A 9619-nucleotide genomic window follows, 5' to 3' on the forward strand; every position below is an offset into this window, starting at 1 on the left:
CCAAAAATCAGTGAGCATTAATAAATGATTAAATCAGACAAATAGGAAAAACAAAAGCCAATAAAACACAGCTTAAAATAATACATGAGGCCCCTATCCGACTATTAACTATTTCGGCTAACTGTATATAAAAAGGGCGAATATCTCGAATTGCATTTGCCTGATGCTGTTCCTGTGATTTTGTTATACCTCTAAATAATTGCATACACTAAAACCGCTTTTTAAACCCTACTTGCAACGATTTCACGAATGATAATAAAATGATTTAATATTTAAATCGAATTTATGTAACACAGATAAGAAAATTATAGAGACTACTGCCAAAATAAATGTAAAAAACTTATATGAAAAAGAAATAAAACAATTGGAAAACATGCTCGAGCATCAATAACATATAACTTAGGGTGACGAGCAGAGTCACGCCAATGTACACCTGTATTCATTGTTTCCTCACTTGGCTACTTTCATAATCAAACTTGTATTTATATTTTTTTACTGACTCCTCATCAATAGTTGAATTTTCCAAATAAAAATGAATATCAGATAACAGTGTCCGGCCATACTCATTCAGTAACTCTCTCAGTATTAATGAGAAATTATCTGTACTTGACCGATAAAGCTTTTCTTTAATTTCATCAGTTAATATCAAATATTCACGTAAAGCAATACGCCCTTTCCCATCTTTTGTTGGTACCAGTGTTTGCCAAATTAACACCTTGACTGTTTCAATTAGATCAAACAGTTTTGCACTTCTCTCACTAGCAGGAAATAGATTAACCGCTCGCCGAAACGTATCTACCACATCATTGCTGTGCAGTGTTGTGTAGACAGGATGTCCAGTCAATGCCGCTTCAATCACTGCCTCTAAGGTTTCCTTATCACGAGCTTCGCCCACCATAATTAAACCTGGCTTTCTTCTTAAAGCATTCCTGACACCTTGATGAAAGCTAGGCAAGTGCTTGGGAATCTCTGACTGACTAATCATAGAACTTGGCATTACAATATCATCATAAATATACTCAATAGGAGCTTCGTAGCTAACTATTTTTAAATGACTTTTCTCATCTTTTAGAAAATCTGCCACTATTGATGCCAATAAAGTGCTTTTTCCTGATCCCGTTGCGCCACTGACAATAACAATCCCTTGTGGCACTTTCAAACTATGATATAAATCACTGGGCAAACTCATTGATTCAATACTAGGCGGTATAGAAGAAATCACGCGCAAAGTGATTTGAGTCGCATAATACCCTTTATATTGACAGCCTGTTATGTTCACTCGAAATCGATAAGAATTATTATTAATAGTTAAATGATAACTTGTATCAATATCAATGCCACTTTGAACTTGCGCAGAGCCATTTGCCCCATAAATATGGTTAATTAAATCAATCACTTCTTGATGAGTAACGCTTCTTTTAGTAACTCGATGTAAAGACCCATTGATTTCAGCGACAATTTGGCTGCCTGACTGAATTGTGATATCAGATGCGTTTTCCAAATGCAAATAAACCAAAGCTTCATCAAAACTTTGAGGGGTAAAGTAACTGGCTTCTGGAGTAATTTGGTAATTATTTATCACTTTTTGTCCTTACCTACTGCCGGCAACCATAGCTTTTGATTTCTTAAAAGTTCCGGTTGGTTTTTAATTAACAAAGTAGAATCATCAATCGTTAATTTATTTTTATCACCAGTAATTCCGAGATATTGAGATTTAACATAAACAGGGCTCACTATACCTTGAGTGAGTAGTTTTTTGTATAAAACCATACCGTTAAAATCTCTAACCAATCTATTTAAGTTTATTTTATAAATATTAACAGCCTGATCTATGCCTTGATTCCATCCTTCAAAGGTATACTTTTTTCCATAAAGCTTGTTCACTGCTATTCTTAGGCAATAGAACTTTATTTGGCAAATCAGGCTTAGCATAGTCCATATAAAGATAGCTCCTCCAAGTCGGTGCTGCCGTCACAAAACGAGCCTTTGCTATAATTTTATAAGTTCTACCTGCGGCCCTTAATATTTGCGCATTGCTACTTACAGCAATAGAATTATCAGAATCAGAGATAACGGGAGGTAATATATTTTTTTCTAATAAAAGCTGATTAAAATCAAATATTCTATCTAAATAACTACTATAGTTTAATAACAAAGCATCTATCTTTTTCGCCTCATGTGCTAATGCAGATTGTGCTCCTAACGTTAATGCTTCTTGCTTTATAGCACGTAAACGAATATTTAAAGTTTCCTGCTGTTGATAATATGATGATTCGGTTGATAAGTTAGAGATTTGATTAAGACTATATAAAGCATGATCAATCATTATTTATATACCTCAAAGCAATAATTTTACTATCAGGTATGATTTTAATTTGTGCTTTTTTATTTAGCTGAAAATCAATATTTCTCAATACCGTAATCACCGGCGTATTTAAATAATTAATATTTACTAATACCGGCAATTTAGAATCTTTTCCAAATACTTGATATTGATAGCCAAGCTCTTTAGCAATTGACTTTAATATATTACTTGCAGGTCCATACCAATTTACTGTAATTTTTTTATTAAATGGATTTCTTCCAGCTATATCACTAAAAGGTAAATTATTTTTATAAGGATATTGTGAACTTTTTATTATTGCTAATTGCTTCATCGCGAGACTCACTTCCTCAACAGAGCTTTGCAAAGCTTGAACTAACTTCAAATTTGCCTGTTTCTGTTTATTTGCTGACTGCTCGACCTGCTTTTCTTCTTGTATCTGATTGCTCGCACAACCAGACAGCAAAAGCAAAAAAGAAAATATTAATAAATAGTTCACAATATAACCTACTAAAATTAATAATTAAGATCAACTGATATCATAACTATTTACAATATTTGTTGCATCACCACTAATGCCATCCGTCAAGCTGTTCGAAATTACCGCTGTGACTGTGCTTAATACTAAAAGTAGCGCTCCAGTAAGAATGAGCATCATCGCACCTTTTGTTAACGGATTTTGACCTTGTCCAGGTGCACCTGTATGGTTATGTTGTAACAACATGAACCCTTTGACCATTAAGAATATCCCTATGATGCAAAAAGCAAAAAAATGCAAATTTTAATATAATATTGCCTTGACTTTCTAAGCTCGTAGCCCACGTAGTAAGCGATGATATGCTACCATCAGCAAAAGCACTTGTTGATGATAGGGTTAAAATTAAAACAGAAAGCAGACTTCCTAGTTTGTTAAATTTAATTTTCATCTTTTCTCCAGAAGTTTGTTGTTGGTTGAACGGCATCATTAAAAATTTAATGATATCTATATTTTCTACCTATCAATAAAAATATATAACTTAAAATAATCAACTTTTTTTATGCTAATTTGTTGCTGGCAAACCAGAAACCGCATAATAAGTATTAATCAAGATCACTGTCAGCATATTAGCATTGACTGCACAAAATCCTCCCACAATATGGGCTACAATTTTTTGCATACTTGCCTGGGGGCCTCCCATATGCTCACCAATTTTTATAAATAAAAAAACGCCTCTTATTATTGCAATAAAGCCAACAACAAATAAAATTGCATATGTTAGTCGTGTTAAGTTATCTGCTAATGACAAACTTGATGAGCTAGCAGCTATACAATTAAATGTGCCATCTGCATAAGTAATCACCGTTTGAGCATCTAGATTATTAAAATAAGACAAAAAATTTCCTGAATCTCCAGTACCACAATAAGATTTTAATACACTTGGCGTATTAAAGAGAGATTCACTAATGTCTTGAATAATGAAAAAGGGGGCCATTAATAAAGAGCCTGCTGAAAAAATAAAAAGCCGTTGCCATCGGTGAGCGTCTATGCATCGCCATCATCTGTGGGCTCGAGTGATAGCGTAATCGATGCCATGCAACACATAGAGTAGCAATACCAGCAATCGGACTAGCAACTTCCACCACTTTAAAAAATGGCATTCAAAAAATAGACAATAATTCCATCAAATATATTCTGAGGATTATTATTAGTAGCAACAAATATATTTGTTAGCCCTGTTGTTACATCCTCACCACTTCCTGTATTTGCAATCAATGAAACAAGCGGACCAACACCTAGCAAGCCTGAGCCAATCAATAAGTAAATAAAGCCAATATGGGAAGTCGATTGTTGCTGCCCACCAGGTGTTGTCGGCTTTAGTTTAGTAATTCCGACAATGACTATAAAAACCCCAGAAATTGCGCATATAAACTGAGCTAAAATTGACAAGGTGCTAAGTTGTTGCTGCCAACTCTGAGACATCTGAGAAAAATTTGTTATATAACTTGGTGAACCTGCAACAACAGAGTTACAAAAGCATATCAAAATCAGTATCAATACAATTTTTGGCTTCACACTTAGCTTCATATCAATTCCCTAATTGCTATTTAAAAATATAGCCAGAGCTAGTCACTACTTCTTGATTTTTATCATTAATCTTTATAACTTTGCCGTAACCATTTAAAAAATCTCCTTGCTTAACTGTTAGTGTTTTCCCTTCTTTGTTCACTAGCCATGCACGTCCAGTAATGATTGCCCTCAACGTTAACTTATCAAAATTATTATTTTCTTTAGAAATTAAGTAAGTATAGTTTTCATTTGCTTTAGTTATAGAAGTTAGCGCCTGGTCAAGCTTCTTTGTTAAGACTTTAATTTCACTATCAGTCTCACTATTACTTTGAATATAACTATTAACTTTAGCTTGGTTAGTACTTAACTCTTTTTTGATAGAATTAGTAATCTTATCAAGATCACTCTGACTTAGCTTTAAGCTAATATTTTTAAGTGATTTACTATTCTCTTTAATCCTATTAAGCTCATTTAATATGAGATTTAGCTTTACAGAAAGCTTAGCTTCATCAGTATTTCTACTGCTGATATTTTCAGCTGAATTACTGTAAATTTTATTTGATTTTAAATTTTCATTCAGATTAGTGCTACTACCACTACTTTGATTAACTACATTTAATTTTCTCTGACTTTCTTCTAACTTTTTATTATTTCCAGCAAAAGCAAAGCTCTGTGTTTGTGAAGGCTCAGGAGATTTCTTCTCTGGAAATATTAACCTATAATTGTAACGAACTAAAAATATCACAATTACAGCCACAAGCAAGCACAATAAATAAAAACGCAAACGAGGCTTTATTTTATCCATGAAAGATAAAGGTTTTTCCTTTACAGAAACAGTCTCACCCTCATTATCACTACTTCCCCTATCAGGATTTTCGTCAAAATTTAATTGGTCGTTCTCACTTTCTTTTTCTTCGATTTTTAAATGACCATTATCTTTAATCTCTTCATCACTTTCAAAATCGAAGCACTCTTCTTTATTACTCATATTACATTAACTCCTATTGAGTCACATCATTCATAAATAAAATTCCCATGCCAACTCCTTGATTTAAAGTAACAGTAGGAGGACGATTAAAATTATCAGCTGCTGCTCGACTAAGTGCTGTACCGACTGAGCCTAACCCAGAATACATTGCCTTTTTGGTCGTTTGTGATGTTTCATCATTACTTGTTTGATCTCCTGTCACAATACATGTAGAGCTACTACCACAAATGGTTGATGCTGTATCAGAGTAATAATCACCAAACCCTTGTAAAAATGCGGCTGCAAATAATCCGCCATAGCGCAATAAATAGTGATGATCAACATCAGAAGCCAATGCATTTTGCGCCGTCGTCGCACTAACAGCATAGGCATTAATTTTTATACTATTGTTCATAGTCTTGATAGACATTTGATTAAACTTTATAACAAGCTTATCATTTTCACGCTGAAAACTACCGAGTAATTTTGCATTTTTATATTTTCCTTGAACTACGGTTGCCATAACAGGCGTTCCTGACTGATCACTATTAAGTTGTGTATCTAGTACAGCGAATATAACACTACCCGCTTTAATCATTACATTTTTATTCTCAGGACCAATATTGCTGCTACCAGCCACAACACTCTTTTTGGACTGCCCAATAACAGTTTGCTGTACAGTGACAGTTGACCATGTATTGCTGATTTGCTGAATACGAGCCAACATTGCTCTTTTTTTGCTTTCAACCTCACGATCATTTAAGCTATTTTCTGGATCAATATTATTTTTAGTTCCTTGTTGAGCATACTCTTTGTGCAAATTGTCTCTTTGAATCATCTTCACATATGCCTTAGACCCGGTAACTTTAGCAATCCTTTTTTGCTCAGTGGTGAGTCCATCAAGATTTTCTGTGTTATTTTTATTTGCTTTTATAACAAGCGATTTACCAGACTGCTCAGCCTTATTCACAACTTTGCTATTATTTTGACTATTCATACTTTCATAAACCTTCCCGGTATACTCCGATGAATCACTATTTAACTTAGTATTTGCTTGCTTGACTGAAGACTGGCCAAAGCTTTTATTTTCTCCAGGCTTTGATAAACTATTTACAAAGATAATAACAACCACTGCAACGATAATGAAAATAATAAACACTCTTAAACGAGGATATTGATTAAAGAATTTATTTACTTTTTTAAATGCTTTCATTGATCTTTTCCACCTGACACAACGATTTTGCTGCATTACACCGTTACTAGAGATTAATAACGAAGGACTAATCGGCAACTCATAAGCATTTAACTTATTAGGCCCCGTACTCGTTTGTTTTGCATTCCAAGCCGGAGAAATTAAAGTCCCAGTAGTCAATAATAGGTAATGGCCCTGATAAGCCCAAACTTGAGCTTGCAAAGTTGCTGGAGCATTTGTAGTCAGCTGTTTAGCTCCTTTCGCTGGAAGGCCATTTAATAGCTGAATCAAATAATCTGGTGCATGAGCTAATGCTTCAGCATTATTAGCACTTCCATCTTGGTTACTTTGGACTCTAATATAATCAAGGTAATCCCAATCTTTTTGACCTAAGACAAGAGAAAGCATCACAGGCACACTCAACCCCTTTAAGACAACGCCTATATTTGTCTGACCATAAGGCTTTAAGCCTTGAATCATTAGAACACCACCAGACTTATTCCAGCTGACATTAAACGAGTTTTTATCACCTAAACTATAAGACTCTATCGGCCATACTTTACCAGCACGATCCGTCATTACAATCGATGTAATCATACCCTTGGCAACACGGACTAAAGGTTGAATACCACCGGGCTTTAGGCTGACAGGAATAATCGCAGATGAGCTTTGACTAGGCTCTTTACCTACTGGATCAATCGATGCTTTTTGCTCAGCATCATAACGATTCTTATATTGGTGAATCTGCTCTGGTGATAATGGGAATGCTTGATTTGTGATCTGCTCAAATGCTTGACTATTTGATGTGTTTGAATTCTTATCGTCATCGGTAAAATTACTATTCGCATAGCTAAACATACCAACAAATAAAAAATTAATAAATAATAGCCTAATAGAAAAAACTTCATATTCATACTACATAAAAATTCATAAAAACTTTAAACAATCACCATAATTATAAAAATAAAAAGCCAATATCTATAGTCTATAGCGAATCAAGCATTAATCACCATAAAATATCAGCCTTATTTTCAGTATCAAGAGCCAGAGCTTAAAAAGCTCTAAAATAAATTAACAATATACAAATCAATAAGATAAATAGAAAATTAAAATTTAATTAAAACTAATTTTAATTATCAATATTCACTTTTTTATTCGCTACAATAATATTAGATAAATACGAAGGGTCACTATCATCTAGAAATTTAAAGTTATTCTCACAGGGTAATATATCTTTTTGCATTCTTCTTTTCGATAGTTTTTTATAATACTGACCAAGCTCCTCTGCTGGCAATACAGTTGCGTGACCACCCTCACAGACCTTAACGTGAAATAATTTATTGAGGCAGTCGTTATAATCCACATCATCATCGTAACCAAACGTATCACGCAATTTATTGAGTAAATCATATTTATACATGTAAGCCGTACGCATCTTAACATCAATAATTGTGGATATTTCTTTGGCTTTTATATTTTCAAATTGAGCAAGCAAAAAGAGTATCTTTAAATCTGTTGATGAAAACCTTTCATTGTTATAGCAAATGGAACCTATATTAAGAAAACATTCATTCGTAGAAAACTGATCTATTCCTGCATCAACTTTATGAACCACACCAATAATTTTCCCGCTATCAACTAAAGGCTCTCGCTCAATTGTTGCCATAAAGAAAATATCTTTAGAAAATAGCAAACCATAACTTTTAACAGAACTTTTCTTTCCTAGCTTAATACTCATGATATCACGTGCAGCTTTCCTAAAGCCTAAAGGAAACTTAAAAACATTAAGCAGGTTGCCATCTGCAATCACGCCATCCTTATTTTTAATTAATTTTCCAATCAAAGATGTTGTTTCCGCATCTAGAAACAGTATTCTTCCTTTATTCGAAATATAGTGATACTGAGCATCACGCTTCACTCTTAGCATAATATTATTATCCACACCGAATAACTAAAACAACAAGCGGGTCATTAAAACAAAATGTTTAACCTCATTAAATAAAGTTCCCATAGATTTCTACTAGAGTTTAGATTAACCAAACCTCTAAAAATCAACAGCATAAGCAGTTGTAGCTCATTACCCCGAAGTATCCTTTAGTTCGGCCACAGCGTCCACAGAGAGATTTTCTATTTTTTTATGGAAAGATAAGAAACCGTCGCCATGTGCTAAAAGCCCACAAGAGTGGACTACGACATACAGGCAAATCAAAATATAACTAATTATATCAATAAATTATCATACGAGCATATTCTAACCAAACACCTGCATTTCTATGCCCATATCCGATTCAGACACCTTCTCACTATGTTCGCGAAACGGTTGAGGGATCGACACATTAGGCTTCGTGGTTGGTTCACGCGAAACTTTAGGAGGTGATGTGTGCTCATTCCGAGAAAATACTGGTGCTGTTTTGCTTTTTGAAGTTGTATTTTCTTGCTGTAACAATTGCTCATGGAGTTTCTGTAATTTTGAATTTTCGCTGAAGTCACCTTTGATTTCTTTGCTATCTACTCCTGCCTTACGAAGAGCGTTAAACACTTTTTTATACATTTCAGGTGTAGATGCTTTTATGGTTGTAGCACCTGCCTCACGAGCTGCTCTTGCTGCTAAAATTACTGAGTTCTCATCATTATGATCAAATTTTATTCCATGTGCAGTTATTGTGCAGGAGGCTTTATGCTTTCCGTCTCGACGTAGAACATCGGCATTTATTGTTGTACTATTTTTTATATCACTATGGGTTGCAGTAACACCACTTAACAACCTACTTTTCTCTAATTTAGAAGCAAACTTACTAGCTTCCTCTTGAGATAGTGATGCTAGTAATAATTTTTGAGAATTAAGTGTCTCAACCATGTCAGAGTGTGGATCATCGACACTTTCTTCAACACCTTCATTCAACTCTAAAAGCCAATCAGGCCTTTGATCATCGATATCTTCTTCAACATCTTCTTCAACATCTTCATTCAACTCTAAAAGCCAATCAGGCCTTTGCTCATCGATATCTTCTTCAACATCTTCATTCAACTCTAAAAGCCAATCAGGCCTTTGATCATCGATATCTTCATTTTCATCGAAAGTTAAACCTT

The 9619-nt window shown here is 34.2% G+C and carries 12 protein-coding genes; all 12 read right to left on the reverse strand.

Annotated features, from left to right (window positions below; genetic code table 11):
• Window positions 1–314: 314 nt before the first annotated feature.
• Window positions 315–443 (reverse strand): IcmT/TraK family protein, encoded by a 129-nt coding sequence (icmT, locus tag BGC07_RS21830; RefSeq protein ID WP_235602951.1) that lies wholly within the window; start codon window positions 441–443, stop codon window positions 315–317.
• Window positions 440–1582, reverse strand: coding sequence for an ATPase, T2SS/T4P/T4SS family (locus tag BGC07_RS05350; RefSeq protein WP_139121631.1), 1143 nt, complete (start codon window positions 1580–1582; stop codon window positions 440–442). Before BGC07_RS05350 ends, icmT begins: the two co-directional genes overlap by 4 nt.
• The gene (locus BGC07_RS21835) at window positions 1579–1884 is read right to left on the reverse strand and encodes a type IV secretory system conjugative DNA transfer family protein (RefSeq protein ID WP_235602952.1); all 306 of its coding nucleotides are present in this window, start codon (window positions 1882–1884) and stop codon (window positions 1579–1581) included. The genes BGC07_RS05350 and BGC07_RS21835 overlap by 4 nt, the downstream gene beginning before the upstream one ends.
• Window positions 1850–2326 (reverse strand): type IV secretory system conjugative DNA transfer family protein, encoded by a 477-nt coding sequence (locus BGC07_RS21840; protein ID WP_235602953.1) that lies wholly within the window; start codon window positions 2324–2326, stop codon window positions 1850–1852. Before BGC07_RS21840 ends, BGC07_RS21835 begins: the two co-directional genes overlap by 35 nt.
• Window positions 2319–2822: a DotD/TraH family lipoprotein gene (locus tag BGC07_RS05360; protein ID WP_069312259.1), complete on the reverse strand. Its 504-nt coding sequence runs from the start codon at window positions 2820–2822 to the stop codon at window positions 2319–2321. The genes BGC07_RS21840 and BGC07_RS05360 overlap by 8 nt, the downstream gene beginning before the upstream one ends.
• A 30-nt stretch (window positions 2823–2852) precedes the next feature.
• On the reverse strand, window positions 2853–3062 hold the full coding sequence (locus tag BGC07_RS05365; protein WP_139121632.1) for a hypothetical protein: 210 nt from the start codon (window positions 3060–3062) through the stop codon (window positions 2853–2855).
• A 301-nt stretch (window positions 3063–3363) separates the two neighbouring features.
• Window positions 3364–3696, reverse strand: coding sequence for a hypothetical protein (locus BGC07_RS05375; protein ID WP_139121633.1), 333 nt, complete (start codon window positions 3694–3696; stop codon window positions 3364–3366).
• 251 nt (window positions 3697–3947) lie between these two features.
• Window positions 3948–4388, reverse strand: a complete 441-nt coding sequence (locus BGC07_RS05380; RefSeq protein WP_069312263.1) for a hypothetical protein — start codon at window positions 4386–4388, stop codon at window positions 3948–3950.
• Window positions 4389–4404: 16 nt separating this feature from the next.
• Window positions 4405–5358, reverse strand: a complete 954-nt coding sequence (locus BGC07_RS05385; RefSeq protein WP_069312264.1) for a hypothetical protein — start codon at window positions 5356–5358, stop codon at window positions 4405–4407.
• Between the two features lie 13 nt (window positions 5359–5371).
• Window positions 5372–7387: a DotH/IcmK family type IV secretion protein gene (locus tag BGC07_RS21845; protein WP_235602954.1), complete on the reverse strand. Its 2016-nt coding sequence runs from the start codon at window positions 7385–7387 to the stop codon at window positions 5372–5374.
• A gap of 271 nt (window positions 7388–7658) precedes the next feature.
• Complete coding sequence (locus tag BGC07_RS05400; RefSeq protein WP_069312265.1) at window positions 7659–8456, reverse strand: hypothetical protein; 798 nt, start codon at window positions 8454–8456, stop codon at window positions 7659–7661.
• A gap of 324 nt (window positions 8457–8780) precedes the next feature.
• Window positions 8781–9619 (reverse strand): hypothetical protein (locus BGC07_RS05405; protein ID WP_158006874.1); only part of this gene is annotated, 839 nt, incomplete at its 5' end.

The sequence above is a fragment of the Piscirickettsia litoralis genome (assembly GCF_001720395.1).
Classification (GTDB): domain Bacteria; phylum Pseudomonadota; class Gammaproteobacteria; order Piscirickettsiales; family Piscirickettsiaceae; genus Piscirickettsia; species Piscirickettsia litoralis.

Coding starts and splice junctions, on each gene's coding strand:
- BGC07_RS05385 (WP_069312264.1), bottom strand. CDS start 5,358: ATGAGTAATAAAGAAGAGTGCTTCGATTTTGAAAGTGATGAAGAGATT.
- BGC07_RS05365 (WP_139121632.1), bottom strand. CDS start 3,062: ATGGTCAAAGGGTTCATGTTGTTACAACATAACCATACAGGTGCACCT.
- BGC07_RS21840 (WP_235602953.1), bottom strand. CDS start 2,326: ATGATTGATCATGCTTTATATAGTCTTAATCAAATCTCTAACTTATCA.
- BGC07_RS05380 (WP_069312263.1), bottom strand. CDS start 4,388: ATGAAGCTAAGTGTGAAGCCAAAAATTGTATTGATACTGATTTTGATA.
- BGC07_RS21845 (WP_235602954.1), bottom strand. CDS start 7,387: ATGTTTAGCTATGCGAATAGTAATTTTACCGATGACGATAAGAATTCA.
- BGC07_RS05400 (WP_069312265.1), bottom strand. CDS start 8,456: ATGCTAAGAGTGAAGCGTGATGCTCAGTATCACTATATTTCGAATAAA.
- icmT (WP_235602951.1), bottom strand. CDS start 443: ATGAATACAGGTGTACATTGGCGTGACTCTGCTCGTCACCCTAAGTTA.